The organism is Cupriavidus sp. OV096, assembly GCF_900115455.1.
GTDB lineage: Bacteria > Pseudomonadota > Gammaproteobacteria > Burkholderiales > Burkholderiaceae > Cupriavidus.
On record NZ_FOWM01000002.1, the window covers coordinates 178038 to 196058 of the forward strand.

Here is an 18021-nt window from a genome sequence, read left to right on the forward strand (position 1 = left end):
TCAGAAGATGTGGCGGATACCTGCGGCCACGCCCGTCTGGTTGTTCTTGCCAGGCATTTCGGCCTGCACAGCGCCCGTGACCTTGTTGTAGTCGACGGTGCCGTACACCTGGGTACGCTTGGACAGCGAGTACTCGGCCAGCAGCACGCCGGTGTAGCGGTTGCCGCTGCTTTCCACGCCGTTCTTGTCCTTCACGTGGTCGCCGTAGAACACGCCGGTCACGGCCAGGGCCGGGCTGACCTGGTAGGTCATGCCGACGTAGCCGATCATGTCCTTGCGCGGCGTGTTGGCGGCGCCGGCGGCGATGGCGTTCTGGGCGGCAACCGTGGTCGTGGCGGCCGAGCGGTTCAGGAAGCCATTGTCGATCGTACCGGTGGCGTCACGGCCGCCGACGTAACCGAGGAACAGCTTGGCTGCGCCGATGGTGTACTTACCAGCCAGGCCCCACATCTGCTGGCGCTCGCTGCTGGCGTTGCGGAATTCCTGGTACACGGCGCCGATGCCGAACGGCCCGATGTCGTACGAGGCACGGGTGCCCCAGTACTGGTTGCGCGTCATGCTGCCGGCGGTCTCACCGAAGCCGTAGCTGGCGCCCACGTTCAGGCCCGCGAACGCGCCCGAGTAGCTCACCACGTTGTCGGTACGGATCTGGGTCAGGAAGAACGGCCAGGCGTTGTTGTCGTAGTTACCGATGGTCAGCGGGTCGAAGTCGCCGAACAAATTAAACCCTTCGGTGTACTGGCGGCCCAGCTTGACTGCGCCGAAGTCACCGGCCAGGCCCACGTAGGCCTGACGACCGAACATACGGCCACTCGGGTTGGCGGTGCTGACCTGGTTGGAACGACCCGTATCCGGATCGAAGCCGTTTTCCAGCTGGAAGATGGCCTTCAGGTTGTTGCCCAGTGCTTCGCTGCCCTTGATGCCCCAACGGCTGTTGGTGATCGCGCCGTTGGTCAGCTGCGTCTGGCTGTGGTTGCCGGCGTCGGCGTTGGTCTGGAAGCGAATGCTCTGGTCAACGATACCGTACAGCGTCACCGACGTCTGTGCGTAGGCGCTGCCGGCCAGCAGGCTGCCAATGGCGAGGGTGAGTAGCGATTTCTTCATGGTGCTCCTTTTCTGTCTTGTGGTTGTGCCGTAACCGGATCACGGCCGGCACAAAGGTTTACGTTTGCAGTAAACGCCGCGAAAATTTAACAAAACACGGAACTTTCGGACATAAAAGCAGCGTGAACCGGCACTCTAGAGAGACATTTGGTGCAATTCCGTTGGTTTGTCGCTACACAATGTCACACCCTCGTGATAATGGTGCATTGCAGCGTGCGCCATGGCAGTGCATGGACGTGGGAGGCGAGCGGTGGGGCGGCTGTGCAGGCGCGATTGCAGCCACCACGTGGATGGTTGCTGCAATGCAAAAACCCCTCCTTGCGAGGGGCGGGTTATCCCTTAGTTAATGGGATAACGGCGCACGGAAGGTATCCGCGCGCCGTTCAGGACCGAGAAACTCGAATTAATTCGAAAACCGAAAAACGAATACCGAAAATGCCGAAGGGCAATCAGTTTTGCGGGATTTCGATTTTCACCTCGAGCACTTCGAGGTTGTCCTGGCGCTCCAGGCTGACGCGCAGGTCCTGGTCGCTGATCTTCACGTACTTGGAAATCACGGCCACCAGCTCGCGCTGGAGGGCCGGCAGGTAATCGGCCGGCGCGGAATGGCCGGTGCGCTCATGGGCGAGGATGATCTGCAGCCGCTCTTTGGCGACCGACGCTGACTTCTTCTTCTCCCCCAGCAGGAAGGACAGGATCGACATAGGGATGAGTCCTCCTTACTTGTTACCGAAGATGCGCGAGAGCAGGCCCGGCTTCTGGTAGTCGGTGAAACGCATCGGCTTGTCCTTGCCCAGGAAGCGGTCCACCACGTCGCCATAGGCGTCGGCCACATCGCTGCCTTCCAGGTGGATGGCGGGCGTGCCCTGGTTGGACGCGTGCAGCACGGCTTCCGATTCCGGTACCACGCCAATCAGCTTGATGCGCAGGATTTCCTGGATGTCGGTCAGCGACAGCATTTCGCCGCCATGCACGCGCTTCGGGTTGTAGCGCGTGATCAGCAGGTGCTCCTTGATCGGCTCGCCGCCCTCGCTGGCACGCTTGGTCTTCGAGGCCAGGATGCCGAGGATGCGGTCCGAGTCGCGCACGGACGAGACTTCCGGGTTGGTCACGACGAGCGCCTCGTCGGCGAAGTACATCGCCATCAGCGCACCGGACTCGATGCCCGCCGGGGAGTCGCAGACGATGAACTCGAAGCCCATGCCCACCAGGCCGTTGATGACCTTTTCCACGCCGTCGCGGGTCAGCGCGTCCTTGTCCCGCGTCTGCGACGCCGGCAGGATGAACAGGTTCTCGCACTTCTTGTCCTTGATCAGCGCCTGGTTCAGGTTGGCTTCGCCCTGGACCACGTTGATCAGGTCATACACCACGCGGCGCTCGCAACCCATGATCAGGTCGAGGTTGCGCAGGCCGACGTCGAAGTCGATCACGGCCGTCTTGTGGCCCCGCAGGGCCAGGCCGGCGGCGAAGCTCGCGCTGGTGGTGGTCTTGCCAACGCCTCCCTTGCCGGAGGTCACAACGATGATTTTTGCCATGGCTCTATGGTCCAGTATGGGTGCAGGGTATTTCGTACCGGGCGGGCCGGCCGTACCGATGGGTTAGCGCGGTTATTTCATCCGCAGCGGTTCGAGAATCAACTTTTCGTCGGCCAGGCGCACCTGGGCCGACTTGCCGAGCACATCGGCCGGGAGCGTCTGCTCGGCGGTCCGATAGATGCCGGCGATGGAAATCAGCTCGGGCTCCAGGCACGTGCAGAAGATGCGCGCGTCCGGGTTGCCCTTGACACCCGCCAGCGCGCGTCCGCGCAGCGGGGCATAGATATGGATGTTGCCTTCGGCGATGACCTCGGCGCCGTAGCTGACCAGGTCCAGGATGACCACGTCGCCCTGCGCGTAGATCTGCTGGCCGGAGCGCAGCGGCTTGTCGATCAGCAGGGTCGGCACCGCGCGCGGGGCGGCGGCAGCGGCCATGATCTCGGCGATATCCGAGGCCGTGTTATTGACTGGCGCGGCTTCGGCGGCGGGGGATTCAGGAGTTTCTGCAGCCGTGGGGGCGTCCTTGGCGGCGGCGGGCGAGGCAGCCGGCGCCGCTTCGTCCCGGCCGCCACGGCGGCTCTGGCTCTCCAGCAGCGGCAGGCCGAAGGCTTCGGCCCAGGCGCGCTGGTCGTCGCGCGCCACCACGCCGATGGCCCGGGCCCGCAGGGTGGCCAGCGTGTCGATCACGCGGTCCAGCGCCAGGCGGTCGTCGCCTTCCAGGCGGCGCAGGTCCAGCGCCACCACGTCATTGGAGAAGAAATCGGGGGTCGATTCGAAGCGGGAGAGGAGATCATCCCGCAGCGCCTCGATGTCGGCGGTCTTGAGGGCGAGAAGGAGGGCGTCGACGTTGCCACTGCGCAGCTCGAAGCGTGGCGATTTCTTCTGAGACATAGTCGGTGACCGTGGAAATGCCACATTCTAACGTCGGTTCTCCGGCGAACTGTAACAATTCTCGAACCCGGCGCCGAACGTGCCCGATGCGGGGCTTCCCGGCCGGATCGCGCGCCTAAAGTGCCGGGCGATGCCGCTTACGCTCGCAGAAGGGTGACGCTCTTGTTACGATTGCGCATCTCGACAACGGAGTTCCCATGGGCGCCATCGTCAATTGCGCGGCCTATCGTCAAGGCAAGAAGCTGGGTCCGGTCGAATTCGACGCCCTCGCCGGCGTACTGTCCGAGCCCGGCACCTTTGTCTGGCTGGGCCTGCACGAACCGGACCTGGCGTTGCTGCGCAAGGTCCAGCAGGCGTTCGGGCTGCACGACCTCGCCGTGGAGGACGCCCTGGACGCCCACCAGCGGCCCAAGCTGGAAACCTACGGCGATTCGGTCTTCGTGGTGCTCAATACCGCGCAACTGGTCGGGGAGGAGGTGGTGGTTGGAGAGACGCACCTGTTCGTCGGCCCGAACTACGTGGTTTCGGTGCGGCACGGCGCCAGTTCCACCTACGCCCCGGTGCGCGAGCGCTGCGAGAGCGACCCGCAGGGGCTGGCCAACGGCCCCGGCTATGTGCTCTATGCGCTGATGGACTTCGTGGTGGACCACTACCTGCCCATCGTCAACCGGCTCGAGGACAACTTCGAGACGCTAGAGCAGGACATTTTCCGCGATGAATTCGATCGTGCCGCCATCGAACGGCTGTACCAGGTCAAGCACCAGGTGCTGCGGCTGCGCAACGCGGTCTATCCGGTGGAGGACATCTGCAGCCAGCTGATCCGGCTGCACGAGGAACTGGTGCCGAAGGAGCTGCGCGCCTATTTCCGCGACATCGAGGACCACGCCAGCCGCATCGTCCGCACGCTGGACGTGGTGCGCGAGATGCTGACCACGGCGGTCCAGGTCAACCTGGCGCTGGTCACGGTGGGCCAGAACGAGGTGGTCAAGCGGCTGGCCGGCTGGGGCGCCATCCTCGCCGTGCCGACCGTGATCTTCAGCCTCTACGGCATGAATTTCAGCTTTATGCCAGAGCTGAAGCTCCATTACGCCTATCCGGTGGTCATCGGCGTGACCGCCACGGCCTGCACCTGGCTCTGGCGCAAGTTGCACCGGGCGGGCTGGATCTAGCCCAGTCCGGCTCAGCCGCCATGGCTGGAAAACGGCGCCACGCCTGGCGTTGGCGCCGTTTTTATATCTTCTTTACACCACCCCTCCCCCTCTCTACCCCGTTTTTACCCCGCCGTCCCTAATCTCCAGAACGTGAAGTCAACGTGAATCCTTCACGTTTTTCCTATTTGGGGTTTGTATGGACGGGATCTATTTCCTCGTGTTGCTGGCCTTCGGCGCGCTGACCGGCGCGCTGCTGGCACTGTGCGCCGCGCTGGGCGCCAACCCGCCGTCTGCGCGGCAGACGGACGACGAGCGGGGGCGCTGATGGACTGGACCGACATCCTGAGCGGGGCCCTGGCCGCCGCGATCTTCCTCTACCTGCTTTTTGCCCTGTTCCGGCCGGAGAAATTCTGATGTCCACGCCGTTGTCCACACAATTCATCGGGCTGCTGGTCCTGTACCTCGCGATCCTGTTCGCGATGGCGCCGTTCCTCGGCCGCTACATGCGCCGCGCGCTGGAGGAGGGCGACTATCGCCTGACCGCCTGGGGCCGCCCTCTTGAGCGCGCGCTCTACCGTCTGGCCGGCGTGCGCGCGGACGCGGAGATGGGCTGGAAGCAGTACGCCATCGCCGTCCTCGTCTTCAACGTGCTCGGCGTGGTCTTCGTCTATGCGATCCAGCGCCTGCAGGGCATGCTGCCGCTGAACCCGCAGGCGTTCGGCGCGATCTCGCCCGACTCCTCGTTCAACACCGCCATCAGCTTCGTCAGCAATACCAACTGGCAGGGCTACGCCGGTGAATCGACGATGAGCTACCTCACGCAGATGCTGGCGCTGACGATGCAGAACTTCGTCTCGGCGGCCACTGGCATTGCGGTGGTGTTTGCGCTGATCCGCGGCTTCGCGCGCCACGGCGCCGCCACGCTCGGCAATTTCTGGGTCGATCTGGTGCGCACCACGCTCTATGTGCTGCTGCCGCTGTCCTTGATTACCGCGCTGCTGCTGGTCAGCCAGGGCGTGATCCAGAACTTCGACCGCTACCAGGATGCAGCGCTGGTCTCGGAACTCACCTACACCCAGCCCAAGGTGGATGCGGCCGGCCAGCCCGTGCTCGACACCGCCGGCCAGCCCGTGACGGAGACCGTCAAGACCCGCACGCAGTCCTTGGCGATGGGTCCGGTGGCCTCGCAGGAAGCCATCAAGATGCTCGGCACCAACGGTGGCGGCTTCTTCAATGCCAACTCGGCGCACCCCTACGAGAACCCCACGCCGTTCACGAATTTCGTGGAAATGCTAGCCATCTTCCTGATCCCGGCGGCGCTGTGCTTCGCCTTCGGCGAGATGGTGCGTGACCGCCGGCAGGGCGTGGCGGTGCTGGCGTCGATGACCGTGATCTTCGTGGTCATGGCGATTGCCGCCGTGGTGTCCGAGCAGCAGGTCAACGCGGCGCTGACATCGCTGGGTATCGACCACGTGGCCTCTGCGCTCCAGGCCGGCGGCAACATGGAAGGCAAGGAAGTGCGATTCGGCATCTCGGCGACCTCCCTGTTCGCGACGATCACCACGGCGGCGTCGTGCGGCGCGGTGAACGGCATGCACGACTCGTTCACGGCCATCGGCGGGCTGGTGCCGATGCTGCTGATGCAGCTGGGTGAAGTGGTGTTCGGCGGCGTGGGTTCGGGCCTGTACGGCATGCTGGTCTACGCGGTGCTGGCGGTGTTCATCGCCGGGCTGATGATTGGCCGCACGCCGGAATACCTCGGCAAGAAGATCGAAGCCTACGAGATGAAGATGACCGCCGTGGCGATCCTCGTCACGCCACTGCTGGTGCTCGTGGGTACGGGCATCGCGGTCATGACCGAGGCCGGCCGCGCGGGGGTGTTCAACCCCGGCACGCACGGTTTCTCGGAAATCCTCTATGCCCTCTCGTCGGCGGCGAACAACAACGGCAGCGCGTTCGCGGGCCTCTCCGCCAACACGCCGTTCTATAACGGGCTGCTCGCCGCGGCAATGTGGTTCGGCCGCTTCTGGATCATCGTGCCGGTACTGGCGATGGCCGGCTCGCTGGCCGCCAAGCGCCGCACCCCGCCTACCGCCGGCGCCATGCCGACGCACGGCCCGCTGTTCGTGGTGCTGCTGGTGGGCTCGGTCCTGCTGGTAGGCGCGCTGACCTATGTGCCGGCGCTGGCGCTGGGCCCGGTGGCCGAGCAGTTGCAGCACATCCCGGCCGCCACTCAGGCGGTGGCCCGGTAATCGTGGAGAATCGTATGCAGCAAGACACTACGGTGACGCGCACTTCGGTGGCGCGTACCCCGCGTCAGGTTCCGGCCCGGGGCGGCATGTTCGCGCCCGAGCTGGTCAAGCCGGCCATCGTCGACGCCTTCAGGAAACTGTCGCCGCGCGCCCAGTTGCGCAATCCGGTGATGTTCGTGGTCTACGCGGGCAGCGTGCTCACGTCGATACTGTTCCTGCGCGCCCTGTTCAGCCCCGTGCAGGGTGGGGAATCGGCCGGCTTCATCCTGGCCATCTCCATCTGGCTGTGGTTCACGGTGCTGTTCGCCAACTTCGCCGAAGCCATGGCCGAAGGCCGCAGCAAGCAGCAGGCTGCCGCGCTGCGGGGGCTGAAGACCACGGTGACGGCACGCGTGCTGCGCCCGGGCCGGACCAACATCCGGGCCGACGGCGCCACCGAGGCGCGCATCGCCACGGACCTGCGTCGGGGCGATGTGGTGCTGGTCCAGGCCGGCGACATGATCCCCGGCGACGGCGACGTGATCGAAGGCGTGGCCTCGGTCGATGAGTCCGCCATCACGGGCGAGTCCGCGCCGGTGATCCGCGAGTCGGGCGGCGATTTCTCGTCGGTCACGGGCGGCACGCGCGTGCTGTCCGACTGGATCGTCGTGCGCATCACGGCCAACCCCGGCGAGAGCTTTATCGATCGCATGATCGGCATGGTGGAAGGCGCCAAGCGCCAGAAGACCCCCAACGAGCTGGCGCTGACCATCCTGCTGGTGGGCCTGACGCTGGTGCTGCTGCTGGCCACGGCCACGCTGCAACCGTTCTCTCTATATAGCGTGATGGTGGCCAAGGCCGGCGTGCCGGTCTCGGTGACGGTGCTGGTGGCCCTGCTGGTGTGCCTGATCCCGACCACCATTGGCGGCCTGCTGTCCGCCATCGGCGTGGCCGGCATGAGCCGGATGATGGAGGCGAATGTGATCGCCACGTCCGGCCGGGCCGTGGAAGCTGCTGGCGATGTGGACGTGCTGCTGCTCGACAAGACCGGCACGATCACGCACGGCAACCGCCAGGCCGCGCGCTTTATCTGCGCACCGGGCGTGACCCCGCGCCAGCTGGCCGAAGCCGCCTGGCTGTCGTCGCTGGCTGATGAGACGCCGGAAGGCCGCAGCATCGTGGCGCTGGCCCGCCAGCAGCCCGACGCCACCGTCCCCGAAATGGGCGGCAAGGGCCTGGACGCCCCCGTGTTCGTTCCCTTCACCGCCCAGACCCGCATGAGTGGCGTGGACGTCACCCACGGCGCGCGGGTGCGCAGCGTGCGCAAGGGCGCCGCCGATGCGGTACGCCGCTACGTGGCCGACCGCGCCGGCAAGTTCCCCGATGCCGTGATGCAGGCCGTGGACGATGTGGCGCGCGCCGGCAGCACGCCGCTGGTAGTGGCGGAGGCGATCGCCGAAGGCACCGAGGACAGCGTGCGCGTGCTCGGCGTGGTCGAACTCAAGGACATCGTCAAGACCGGTATCCGCGAGCGCTTTGGCGAACTGCGCCGGATGGGCATCCGCACGGTGATGATCACCGGCGATAACCGCCTCACGGCGGCGTCGATCGCGGCGGAAGCCGGCGTGGACGACTTCCTGGCCGAAGCCACCCCCGAAGCCAAGCTGGCGCTGATCCGCGAGTACCAGCGCGAGGGCCGCCTCGTCGCCATGACCGGCGACGGCACCAACGACGCCCCGGCGCTGGCCCAGGCCGACGTGGCCGTGGCCATGAACAGCGGCACGCAGGCAGCGCGCGAGGCCGGCAACATGGTCGACCTGGACAGCAATCCGACCAAGCTGATCGAGATCGTCGAGATCGGCAAGCAGATGCTGATGACGCGCGGCTCGCTGACCACGTTCAGCGTGGCCAACGACGTGGCCAAGTACTTCGCGATCATTCCGGCCGCCTTCGCCACCACGTATCCGCAGCTCAACCTGCTGAACGTGATGGGGCTGGCCACGCCGGCGTCCGCGATCCTGTCGGCGGTGATCTTCAACGCGCTGATCATCGTCGCCCTGATTCCGCTGGCACTGCGCGGCGTGGTCTACCGCCCGCTCGGCGCGGCCGTGCTGCTGCGCCGGAACCTGCTGATCTACGGGCTGGGCGGCATCATCGTGCCGTTCGCGGGGATCAAGCTGATCGATCTGTTGCTGACGATGTTCGGCTGGGTCTGAGCCGAGTCGTCTAGGAGAAATACGCATGACTACGCAAACCAAGGCCGCCATGGGCGCCGCCGCAAACAACGTACCGCGCCAGCCGGGGCTGCTTCGGCCGGCGCTGACGATCTTCGTCGGGCTGGCGGTGGTGACCGGGCTGCTGTACCCCGGCGCGGTGACCGGCATCGCCCGCGCGGTGTTCCCGCACGAGGCCGCCGGCTCGCTGATCGAGAAGGATGGGAAGGTGGTCGGCTCGGCGCTGATCGGCCAGCCGTTCTCCGAGCCGAAGTACTTCTGGGGCCGCCTGTCGGCCACGGCGCCGATGCCGTACAACGCGGCGGCGTCGGTGGGCTCGAACCTCGGGCCGAGCAACCCGGCGCTGACGGACGCGGCGCGGGCGCGCATCGAGGCGCTGCAGGCCGCCGACCCCGACAACAAGGCGCCGGTGCCGGTGGATCTGGTGACGGCCTCGGGCAGCGGCCTCGATCCGCACATCAGCCCGGCGGCGGCCCGCTACCAGGCGGCGCGCGTGGCGCGTCTGCGCGGGCTGTCGGTGGCGCAGGTGGAGGCCCTGATCTCGGCGAACACGGAAGGCCCGGGGCTGGGCGTGTTCGGCGAGCCCGGGGTGAATGTGCTGAAGCTGAACCTTGCGCTGGATGGGGTGAAGCGGGGCGCCTGATGGAATGGATGCGCCAGCCCACGGCCGCCGGCCCCGTGGCAGAATCCGTCCCACCGCCCCCTCTACCATGACCCTCGCCGACAACCGCCCGGACCCCGACGCCCTGCTGCAACGCATGCAGGAGGAGGGCGCGCGCGCCGGGCGCGGCAAGCTGCGGGTCTACTTCGGCGCCTCGGCCGGCGTGGGCAAGACATTTGCGATGCTCACCGCCGCCCGCGCGCTGCGCACGCAGGGGGTGGATGTGGTGGTGGGCGTCGTGGAGACCCACGGCCGCGCCGAAACCGAGGCGCTGGTCGCCGGGCTGGACAGCGTGCCGCTGCGCGAGATGCCCTACCGCGACCGCATCCTCAAGGAATTCGATCTCGATGGCGTGCTCGCGCGCCATCCCGCGCTGGTGCTGGTGGACGAACTGGCCCACACCAACGCCGCCGGCAGCCGGCATCCCAAGCGCTGGCAGGACATCGCCGAACTGCTGGCCGCCGGCATCGACGTCTGGACCACGGTCAACGTGCAGCATCTGGAGAGCCTGAACCAGGCCGTGGGCGGCATCACGGGCGTGCGGGTCTGGGAGACCGTGCCCGATGCCGTGTTCGATGACGCCGATGACGTCGTCCTGGTGGACTTGCCCGCCGACGAACTGCTGCGCCGGCTGCGCGAGGGCAAGGTCTACCTGCCCGAGCAGGCCCGCCACGCCGCGCGCAATTTCTTCCGCAAGGGCAACCTGATCGCGCTACGCGAGCTGGCGCTGCGGCGCACGGCGGATCGTGTCGATGACGACGTGCGCGCCTATCGCGACGCCCAGTCGATCGAACCGGTCTGGCGCACGCGCGAGGCGCTGGTGGCCTGTATCGGCACCGGCGACGACGCCGAGCAGGTGGTGCGCAGCGCGCGCCGGCTGGCCAGCCAGCTCGACTGCGACTGGCACGTGGTGACGATTGCCACGCCCCGGCTGGTGCCGCTGTCCACCGAGGTGCGCACCCGCGTGCGCGCGGCAATGCGGCTGGCCGAGGAACTGGGCGCCCGCACCGAGACGCTGGCCGGACACGATATGGTGCGCGCGGTCACCGGCTACGTGCGCCGCCACAATCTCACCAAGGTGCTGGTGGGCCGCGCGCGCACCGACTGGCAGCATGAAGGCGGATGGCTCGAACAGGGCCGCATGCTGCTGGGGCGCGCGTTGTCGCCGGTGCTGGGCGCCGGCAACCGGTTGATCGGCCGCCAGACCTTCGCCGATGCGCTGGCGGCCGGCTGCCCTGAAATCGACGTGATCCGCGTGGCGGCCGACACCACACGCGCGGCGCCGCTGCCGGCCACGCAGGGCCTGCCGGCAGGGGCGATGTCCGAGGAAAACGTCGCCGAATCGGGTACGCGCCGCCTCGACTATGTCTGGTCGGTGGCCTGGTGCGCCGGGGCTACGCTGTTGTCCACATTCGCCCGGCCCTGGTTCGACATCGTCAACATCGCCATGCTGTTCCTGGCCGCCGTGGTGGGCGTGGCGCTGCGCCATGGGCGGGGGCCGGCGGCGCTGGCGTCGGTGCTGTCGGTAGGGGCGTTCGATTTCTTCTTCGTGCCGCCCCGGCTCTCGTTCGCCGTCAGCGACGTGCAGTATTTGCTGACCTTCGTCGTGCTGCTGACGGTGGGATTGGTCATCGGCCAGCTCACTGCCGGCCTGCGCGAGCAGGCGAGCGTGGCGGTGCGGCGCGAGACCGATGCCCGCACGCTCTACGAACTGGCGCGCGAGCTGTCGGCGGCGCTGACCACGCAGCAGATCGTCGAGATTGGCGGACGCTTCCTGCGTGCCGCGTTCGACGCCCACGCGTCGTTCTTCCTCGTCTCCGCATCGGGCCGGCTGCTTCCGGTGGCGGATCCAAATGAGACAAGTCCGAAAGAAGGTCGGACCACCAAGGGCGAAGCCATCGACACCGTGCTGGCCCAGTGGGTGTTCGACCATGGCGAAGCGGCCGGCACCGGCACCCACACGCTGCCGGGCAGCACCGTGCTGTACCTGCCGCTGAAGGCGCCGATGCAGACGCGCGGCGTGCTGGCCGTGGAGCCGCACGATTGGGGCGCGCTGGCCGACCCCGCGCTGCGCCGCCAGGCCGATGTGTTCGCCACGCTGATCGCCATCGCCATCGAGCGGCTGCACTATGTGGAGGTGGCGCAGCAGGCGCTGGTGTCGATCGAATCCGAGCAGCTGCGCAGTTCGCTGCTGGCAGCGGTGTCGCACGACCTGCGCACGCCGCTGACCGGGCTGATCGGCATGGCCGAGTCGCTCGCGCGGGCGCCGCTACCGGCCGATGTGGCGGCCACCGTGGACGCCATGCGCGTCCAGGCCCACCGCATGCGGACGATGGTGGTGAATCTGCTCGACATGGCGCGGCTGCAGCGGCACGACGTGTCGCTGACGCGCGGCTGGCAGTCGATGGAAGAACTGGTGGGCGCGGCGCTGGCGGCGATGCGCGAGGCGCTGGCGGGGCACCCGGTGCAGGTGTCGGGGCTGGCGGCGCTGCCGCTGGTCGAGTGCGACGCCGTGCTGGTGGAGCGCGTGCTCTGCAACTTGCTGGAGAACGCTGCCAAGTACACGCCGCCGGGCACGACGGTGCGCATCGGCGGCGCCGTGGCCGGCGAGATGGTGCAGGTGTTCGTCGAGGACGACGGCCCCGGCGTGCCGGCCGGGCAGGAGCGCCGCATCTTCGAGAAATTCACGCGCGGCGCGCACGAGTCCGCCACGGCAGGCGTGGGGCTGGGCCTGGCGGTGTGCGACGCCATCCTGCAGGCGCACGACGGCCGCATCTGGGTGGAGCCGGTGCACGGCGCGGCGCCGCATGGCGCGCGCTTCACGCTCGCGCTGCCGCGCGGCAATCCGCCGGACATCGAGCCGGAAACCCTGCATGACCTCAACGACCTCAATGATCTGAGCGACCTGAACCAGGTCGCCAGGACGGAACCCTGAACGAGATGCCATTCGACTATTCGCCGACCGTCCTGCTGGTGGAGGACGAGCCCCATATCCGGCGCTTCGTGCGGGAATCGCTGCAGGCCGAGGGCTGCACCGTGCACGAGGCGGAGACGCTCAAGCGTGGGCTGATCGATGCCGGCACGCGCCAGCCAGACGTGGTGATCCTCGATCTCGGCCTGCCCGATGGCGACGGCATGACGCTGATCCGCGAGATGCGTACATGGACGCAGGTGCCGGTGCTGGTGCTATCCGCGCGCACCGAGGAGGCCGACAAGATCGCCGCGCTCGACGCGGGCGCGGACGACTACCTGACCAAGCCCTTCGGCGTGGGCGAACTGGTGGCGCGCGTGCGCGTGCTGCTGCGCCGCCACGCGCGCGCCAATCCGCAGGGCACGCCGACCATCGCCTTCGGCGACGTGCAGGTGGACCTGGCCAACCGCCTCGTCACGCGCGCCGAGGCGCCCGTGCACCTGACCCCCATCGAATACCGGCTGCTGGCGGTGCTGATTGCCCACCGCGGCAAGGTGATGACCCACCGCGAACTGCTGCGCGAGGTCTGGGGCCCGTCGCACGCCGAGAGCAGCCACTACCTGCGCGTGTACATGGGCCACCTGCGCCACAAACTTGAATCCGACCCCGCCCAGCCAGCCCACCTGCTGACCGAGGTCGGCGTCGGCTACCGCTTCGCGGCGTGATCCCCCAGTCTTCTGTGCCGCCCAATCCACGTACATAAGACGACTCGCATTCTGGCGAGCCGGTCGAAGCGTCGTCCGCTACACTGAATTGGTAGCGCCCCGTTCCGTCCGACCCCTGCTCGCCGGAGTCACGTCATGTCTGCCTCCCTTGTCCCGATTCGCCAGGCCGCAGCCGCTGTCATGGCGTGCATGGCATTTCTGGCCTGCGTGCTGTCCGTGGCCCATGCCGCACCGATGCGGGCCGCCACCGAGCCGCCGGCGCCCGCGCAGGCGCAGACGCGCGATGCGGTGACCGCTTACGAGGCTGGGCAGTTCGATGCCGCGCTGCAGGGGTTTGCCGCGGCGGCGCAGAAGGGCAACCGGCTGGCGCAGTTCAACTACGCGATGATGCTGTTGCGTGGCGAGGGCACGTCGCCCAAGCCGCAGGAGGCGCTGGTCTGGCTGCGCAAGGCGGCTGACAACCAGATGACACATGCGCAGTTCACATTGGGCGATCTGAACGAGCGCGGCGAGTTGGTGCCGAAGTCGCTCGTGGAGGCCAATCGCTGGTATGAGCGCGCGGCGCAGGGCGGGCATGTGCAGGCGCAGATGGCGCTGGCCACCAACTACTTCACCGGGCGGGGCGTGGCGCGCGACTACGGCAAGGCGTTCACCTGGTACAGCCGGGCGGCCACAGCCGGCGACGGTGGCGCGCAGTACATCGTCGGCAGCTATTACGAGCGGGGCGAGCCCGGCGTGGTGGACAAGGACATCGAGCAGGCCAAGATCTGGTACGCCCGCGCGGCGGCAGGCGGGGACCCCGGCGCGCTGGCCAAGCTGCGGTCGCTGCTGGAGGAAGGCCTGCGCGCCAAGAGCGGCGGGTCGATGTGAAGCGCCGCGCGCGCCACTTCGTCGGGGCCACGGCGCGGTCTGCCGATAGGGCTCGGTACAAGTCTTGCTTGCTGCATTCCATCCGGCCGATGCCCATCTGGACGATTCACTGACGCATTACTGACGATTCACCGCACCCCTGGGAGGTTGTAGTGGCTACGCACGTTGCGCTGAACCATGTCACGCATTACCGCTACGACCGCCCGGTGAATCTGTCACCGCAAGTCGTGCGGCTGCGCCCCGCGCCGCATTGCCGGACCCCGATCCTGTCCTATTCCCTGCGCATCGAGCCCGCGCAGCACTTCGTGAACTGGCAGCAGGACCCGTTTTCCAACTACCTCGCCCGCCTGGTCATCCCCGAAAAGACCACCAGCTTCAAGGTCACGGTGGACCTCGTGGCGGAAATGGCTGTCTACAACCCGTTCGATTTCTTCCTGGAGCCATCGGCCGAGACATTCCCGTTCGACTACGACGCCAGCCTCGGGCACGACCTCGCCCCCTATCTGGTGCGCGGCGAGCTGACCCCCCGCCTGGCGGCCTTCGTGGCCAGCATCGACCGGACGCCCACCGCCACGCTGGACTTCCTGGTAGCCCTGAACCAGCGCCTCCAGCACGACATCCGCTACCTGATCCGCATGGAGCCGGGCGTGCAGACGCCTGAGACCACGCTGGAGAACGCCTCCGGCTCGTGCCGGGACACCGGCTGGCTATTGGTGCAGACGCTGCGCCATCTTGGGCTGGCGGCGCGTTTCGTATCGGGTTACCTGCTGCAGCTGACGCCCGACGTGAAGGCCGTCGATGGCCCGGTAGGCGCCGAGACCGATTTCACCGACCTCCATGCCTGGTGCGAGGTCTACCTGCCCGGCGCCGGCTGGATCGGGCTGGACCCCACCTCCGGGCTGCTGGCCGGGGAGGGCCACATCCCGCTAGCCTGCACGCCGGAGCCCAGCGGCGCCTCGCCGGTGAGCGGGGCGGTGGACGAGTGCGAGGTCTCCTTCGAACACCATATGTCGATCACGCGCATCTATGAGTCCCCGCGCGTGACCAAGCCCTATACCGAGGCGCAATGGATGGCCGTCGATGCGGCCGGCGCAGCCGTCGACCGGACGCTGGAGCAGATGGACGTGCGCCTGACGATGGGCGGGGAGCCCACCTTCGTCGCTGCGCGCGACCGCGAGGGCGCCGAATGGAACACCGACGCGCTCGGCCCCACCAAGCGCGGGCTGGCCACCGAACTGGTGCAGAAGCTGCGCGCGCAATATGGCGAGGGTGGCTTCCTGCACTTCGGCCAGGGCAAGTGGTATCCGGGCGAGCAGTTGCCGCGCTGGGCGCTGTCGATTTGCTGGCGTGCCGATGGCGTGCCGTGCTGGGAGAACCCGGCGCTGTTCGCCGATGAGCGCGAGCCGGACGCCTACACCGACGCCGACGCCCGGCGCTTCATGGAAACCCTGACCGCCCGGCTCGGCCTGGCTTCGCATTTCATCCTGCCCGGCTACGAGGACGTCTGGTACTACCTGTGGCGCGAGCGCAGCCTGCCGGTCAACGTCGATCCGCACGAGGCGCGGCTGGAAGACGCCATGGAGCGCGCCCGCCTGCGCCGGGTGTTCGAAGGCGGCCTGTCGCGCGTCACCGGCTACGTGCTGCCGCTGGCCCGCGCCACGCAGGAGCCGCCGTCGCGCAATGACGCCGCATGGATTACCGGCCCGTGGTTCCTGCGCGATGACCGCATGTATCTGCTGCCCGGCGATTCGCCGATGGGTTACCGGCTGCCGCTCGACGCCCTGCCGTGGGTGTCCGAGGCCGACTACCCGTGGCAGTTCGATCAGGACCCCTTCGCCCCGCGCGCCCCGCTGCCGGCCACTACACCGCTGCGCAGCCAGTTGCCGGCGCCGGCCGGCGGGCTGTCGCTCGAACCGACCGGGCTGGGTCCGGCCGCCATGGCGGTTCGGCGCGCCCAGGCGCGCGGCGAGGCCGTCGCCCCGGCACCGTCCGGGCCCGCAACACCAGCGGAGCCAGCACCCGCACCGGTCGCCACGGCCGACGCAGCGGGCCTGGCCCCGGCCTTCACCCGCCCGCCCGCGCTTGGCGAGTCGGCGGCGGACATCATCCGTACCGCGCTCTGCGTGGAAGTGCGCCATCCCAGCCGCGCGGCCGGCCCGGCCGTCGAGTTGAAGGCGATGGGCGACAAGCGCGGCATCCTCTATGTCTTCATGCCGCCGCTGACCGTGCTCGAGGACTACCTCGCGCTGGTGGCCGAGGTGGAAGCCACGGCGGCCGAGCTCGGCATGAAGATCGTGATGGAAGGCTACCCGCCGCCGCGCGATCCGCGCCTGAAGCTGCTCCAGGTCACCCCGGACCCGGGCGTGATCGAGGTCAACATCCATCCGGCCAGCAACTGGGCGGAACTGGTGGATCACACCGAGTTCCTCTACCAGGCCGCGCACGAGACGCACCTTTCCACCGACAAGTTCATGCTCGATGGGCGCCACACCGGCACCGGCGGCGGCAACCACTTCGTGCTCGGCGGTGCCACGCCGGCGGACAGCCCCTTCCTGCGCCGGCCTGACGTGCTGGCCAGCCTGATCGCCTACTGGCACAACCATCCCGCGCTGTCCTACCTGTTCTCGGGCCTGTTCATCGGCCCGACCAGCCAGGCGCCGCGCGTGGACGAGGCCCGTAACGACCAGCTCTACGAACTGGAGATCGCCTTCGCGGAACTGCGTCGGCAGGTGGCGCTGCACGAAGGCGCCGGCGATGGCCACACCCCGCCATGGCTGATCGACCGGGCACTGCGCAACCTGCTTGCTGATGTGACGGGTAATACGCATCGATCCGAGTTCTGCATCGACAAGCTCTATTCCCCCGATGGCGCCACGGGCCGGCTCGGCCTGCTGGAGCTGCGCGCCTTCGAAATGCCGCCGCACGCACGCATGAGCCTGGTGCAGCAACTGCTGCTGCGGGCGATGGTCGCCCGCTTCTGGCGCACGCCCTATACCGCGCGGCTCACGCGCTGGGGCACGGCGCTGCACGACCGCTTCATGCTCGGCACCTTCGTGCAGATGGATCTGGAGGACGTGCTGGCCGAGATGCGCAGCGCCGGCTTCGTGTTCGAGTCCGCGTGGTTTGCGCCGCACTTCGAGTTCCGCTTCCCGCGCGTGGGCGAGGTGGAGGCCGAGGCGGCCGGGCTCTCGCTGCAACTGCGCGCGGCGCTGGAGCCGTGGCACGTGATGGGCGAGGAGGGCGCGGCGGGCGGCACGGTGCGCTATGTCGATTCGTCGGTGGAGCGGCTGGAGGTGCGCGTGCTCGGCATGAACGAGACCCGCCATGTGGTGACGGTGAACGGCCGGACCATCCCGCTCCAGCCCACCGGGCGCGCCGGCGAGTACGTGGCAGGCGTGCGCTACCGCGCCTGGGCGCCGCCGTCGTCGCTGCATCCGACCATCGGCTCCCATGCCCCGCTGACCTTCGACGTGGTGGATACGTGGATGGATCGCAGCGTAGGGGGATGTCAGTATCATGTTTCCCACCCCGGCGGCCGTAATTACCAGACATTCCCGGTGAACGCCTACGAGGCCGAAAGCCGGCGGCTGGCCCGTTTCTTCACCATCGGCCATACGCCGGGGCGGTCCGTGGCGCCGCCGGTGGAACGCAGCCTCGAATTTCCCCTTACGCTCGATTTGCGGCAGATCTAGCCCGACACCCTCCCCC

General features: G+C 67.8%; 14 protein-coding genes. 10 read left to right on the forward strand and 4 right to left on the reverse strand.

Features of this window, described 5'->3' with window-relative positions:
- The 4 genes from BM115_RS04765 to minC all read right to left on the reverse strand — a co-directional run bounded on the left by BM115_RS04765 (nt 1) and on the right by minC (nt 3530).
- Complete coding sequence (locus tag BM115_RS04765; protein WP_092291190.1) at nt 1–1104, reverse strand: porin; 1104 nt, start codon at nt 1102–1104, stop codon at nt 1–3.
- 449 nt (nt 1105–1553) lie between these two features.
- Entirely contained in the window at nt 1554–1808 is a 255-nt protein-coding gene (gene minE, locus BM115_RS04770) for a cell division topological specificity factor MinE (RefSeq protein WP_011296252.1), read from the reverse strand.
- Between the two features lie 15 nt (nt 1809–1823).
- Nucleotides 1824–2639 (reverse strand): septum site-determining protein MinD, encoded by an 816-nt coding sequence (gene minD, locus BM115_RS04775; RefSeq protein WP_092291192.1) that lies wholly within the window; start codon nt 2637–2639, stop codon nt 1824–1826.
- A gap of 72 nt (nt 2640–2711) precedes the next feature.
- Entirely contained in the window at nt 2712–3530 is an 819-nt protein-coding gene (minC, locus tag BM115_RS04780; protein WP_092291194.1) for a septum site-determining protein MinC, read from the reverse strand.
- Between the two features lie 197 nt (nt 3531–3727).
- On the opposite strand from minC, the gene BM115_RS04785 reads away from it, so the two are divergent.
- The 10 genes from BM115_RS04785 (at nt 3728) to BM115_RS04825 (ending at nt 18005) form a co-directional block, all read left to right on the forward strand.
- Entirely contained in the window at nt 3728–4699 is a 972-nt protein-coding gene (locus BM115_RS04785) for a magnesium and cobalt transport protein CorA (RefSeq protein WP_092291196.1), read from the forward strand.
- A gap of 178 nt (nt 4700–4877) precedes the next feature.
- Complete coding sequence (locus tag BM115_RS27440) at nt 4878–5006, forward strand: hypothetical protein (RefSeq protein ID WP_255370702.1); 129 nt, start codon at nt 4878–4880, stop codon at nt 5004–5006.
- A complete protein-coding gene (gene kdpF, locus BM115_RS04790) occupies nt 5006–5095 on the forward strand; it encodes a K(+)-transporting ATPase subunit F (protein WP_092291198.1) in 90 nt (29 codons plus the stop codon). The genes BM115_RS27440 and kdpF overlap by 1 nt, the downstream gene beginning before the upstream one ends.
- Nucleotides 5096–5106: 11 nt before the next feature.
- Nucleotides 5107–6933 (forward strand): potassium-transporting ATPase subunit KdpA, encoded by a 1827-nt coding sequence (kdpA, locus tag BM115_RS04795; protein WP_177219862.1) that lies wholly within the window; start codon nt 5107–5109, stop codon nt 6931–6933.
- A 14-nt stretch (nt 6934–6947) separates the two neighbouring features.
- A complete protein-coding gene (gene kdpB, locus BM115_RS04800) occupies nt 6948–9128 on the forward strand; it encodes a potassium-transporting ATPase subunit KdpB (protein WP_092291202.1) in 2181 nt (726 codons plus the stop codon).
- Between the two features lie 25 nt (nt 9129–9153).
- Nucleotides 9154–9789, forward strand: a complete 636-nt coding sequence (gene kdpC, locus BM115_RS04805; RefSeq protein WP_255370703.1) for a potassium-transporting ATPase subunit KdpC — start codon at nt 9154–9156, stop codon at nt 9787–9789.
- Nucleotides 9790–9856: 67 nt separating this feature from the next.
- The gene (locus BM115_RS04810; protein ID WP_092291204.1) at nt 9857–12742 is read left to right on the forward strand and encodes a sensor histidine kinase; all 2886 of its coding nucleotides are present in this window, start codon (nt 9857–9859) and stop codon (nt 12740–12742) included.
- Between the two features lie 5 nt (nt 12743–12747).
- The gene (gene kdpE, locus BM115_RS04815; RefSeq protein WP_092291206.1) at nt 12748–13443 is read left to right on the forward strand and encodes a two-component system response regulator KdpE; all 696 of its coding nucleotides are present in this window, start codon (nt 12748–12750) and stop codon (nt 13441–13443) included.
- Nucleotides 13444–13623: 180 nt separating this feature from the next.
- Nucleotides 13624–14313: a tetratricopeptide repeat protein gene (locus tag BM115_RS04820; RefSeq protein WP_369823465.1), complete on the forward strand. Its 690-nt coding sequence runs from the start codon at nt 13624–13626 to the stop codon at nt 14311–14313.
- 152 nt (nt 14314–14465) lie between these two features.
- On the forward strand, nt 14466–18005 hold the full coding sequence (locus BM115_RS04825; RefSeq protein ID WP_092291210.1) for a transglutaminase family protein: 3540 nt from the start codon (nt 14466–14468) through the stop codon (nt 18003–18005).
- The last annotated feature ends 16 nt before the right edge of the window (nt 18006–18021 follow it).

Bases quoted from the DNA above. Each gene is read 5' to 3' on its own strand.
- BM115_RS04765 (WP_092291190.1), bottom strand. From the start codon at position 1,104: ATGAAGAAATCGCTACTCACCCTCGCCATTGGCAGCCTGCTGGCCGGC.
- minE (WP_011296252.1), bottom strand. From the start codon at position 1,808: ATGTCGATCCTGTCCTTCCTGCTGGGGGAGAAGAAGAAGTCAGCGTCG.
- minD (WP_092291192.1), bottom strand. From the start codon at position 2,639: ATGGCAAAAATCATCGTTGTGACCTCCGGCAAGGGAGGCGTTGGCAAG.
- minC (WP_092291194.1), bottom strand. From the start codon at position 3,530: ATGTCTCAGAAGAAATCGCCACGCTTCGAGCTGCGCAGTGGCAACGTC.
- BM115_RS04785 (WP_092291196.1), top strand. From the start codon at position 3,728: ATGGGCGCCATCGTCAATTGCGCGGCCTATCGTCAAGGCAAGAAGCTG.
- BM115_RS27440 (WP_255370702.1), top strand. From the start codon at position 4,878: ATGGACGGGATCTATTTCCTCGTGTTGCTGGCCTTCGGCGCGCTGACC.
- kdpF (WP_092291198.1), top strand. From the start codon at position 5,006: ATGGACTGGACCGACATCCTGAGCGGGGCCCTGGCCGCCGCGATCTTC.
- kdpB (WP_092291202.1), top strand. From the start codon at position 6,948: ATGCAGCAAGACACTACGGTGACGCGCACTTCGGTGGCGCGTACCCCG.
- kdpC (WP_255370703.1), top strand. From the start codon at position 9,154: ATGACTACGCAAACCAAGGCCGCCATGGGCGCCGCCGCAAACAACGTA.
- BM115_RS04810 (WP_092291204.1), top strand. From the start codon at position 9,857: ATGACCCTCGCCGACAACCGCCCGGACCCCGACGCCCTGCTGCAACGC.
- kdpE (WP_092291206.1), top strand. From the start codon at position 12,748: ATGCCATTCGACTATTCGCCGACCGTCCTGCTGGTGGAGGACGAGCCC.
- BM115_RS04820 (WP_369823465.1), top strand. From the start codon at position 13,624: ATGGCGTGCATGGCATTTCTGGCCTGCGTGCTGTCCGTGGCCCATGCC.